Source organism: Kitasatospora sp. NPDC041988 (assembly GCF_055588525.1).
In genome coordinates, this window is sequence record NZ_JBVJCO010000018.1 from 1 (window position 1) to 987 (window position 987).

The 987-nt window shown below is 72.4% G+C and carries 1 pseudogene; it reads left to right on the forward strand.

Annotated features, from left to right (window positions below):
* Nucleotides 1-380 precede the first annotated feature (380 nt).
* Nucleotides 381-987 (forward strand): annotated as a pseudogene (locus ACZ6NC_RS19275) (DEAD/DEAH box helicase); the annotation flags it as partial.

Consider the following 987-nt stretch of genomic DNA (forward strand, 5'->3'; position numbering starts at 1 on the left):
AGCGCGGATGGTACTGCAGGGGGGACCCTGGGGGAGAGTAGGACGCCGCCGAACAATCCTCCAAGGCCGCGCCCCCAGCGGTCCGCTGGCCCCGCGGCCTTTTTGTGTTTTGCGAACGTGTACAACCCCGACAGATCGGGACTTCCGCCCAGGCGCGGGGCGTCCCGGGATGTCGGACAATGGAGTAGGTGCGCGGCCAGGAGGCCGGCATCGAACCGCGCGAGGGCAGTGGTGTATCGCCCAGGCCGCGGTGGAGCTGAGCAGCAGAAGGAGTCGCCACAATGTCGAACCAGCCCCAGGACCGTCCCGAGCGTCGATCGGACGACGGCCGCGGCTACGAGCCCCGGTCTCGCGGGGGCTGGTCCAACGACCGTGGTCCGCGCCGCGACGACCGTGACGACCGCCCGCGTCGTGACGATCGTCCCTCGGGTGGCGGTTTCAACCGCGACCGCGATGACCGTGGCGGTTTCCGTCGCGACGACCGCCCCTCCGGCGGTGGCGGCTTCCGTCGGGACGACCGCCCGTCCGGTGGTGGCTTCAACCGTGACCGTGACGACCGTCCGCGTCGTGACGACCGCCCGTCCGGCGGCGGCTTCCGTCGGGACGACCGCCCCTCCGGTGGCGGTTTCAACCGTGACCGTGACGACCGTGGCGGTTTCCGTCGCGACGACCGCCCCTCCGGCGGTGGCGGTTTCCGTCGGGACGACCGCCCCTCCGGTGGCGGTTTCAACCGCGACCGTGACGACCGTCCGCGTCGTGACGACCGCCCGTCCGGCGGTGGCTTCCGTCGGGACGACCGCCCCTCCGGTGGTGGCTTCAACCGCGACCGCGATGACCGTGGCGGTTTCCGTCGCGACGACCGCCCCTCCGGCGGTGGCGGCTTCCGTCGGGACGACCGCCCCTCCGGCGGTGGCGGTTTCCGTCGGGACGACCGCCCCTCCGGTGGCGGTTTCAACCGCGACCGTGACGACCGTCCGCGTCGTGACG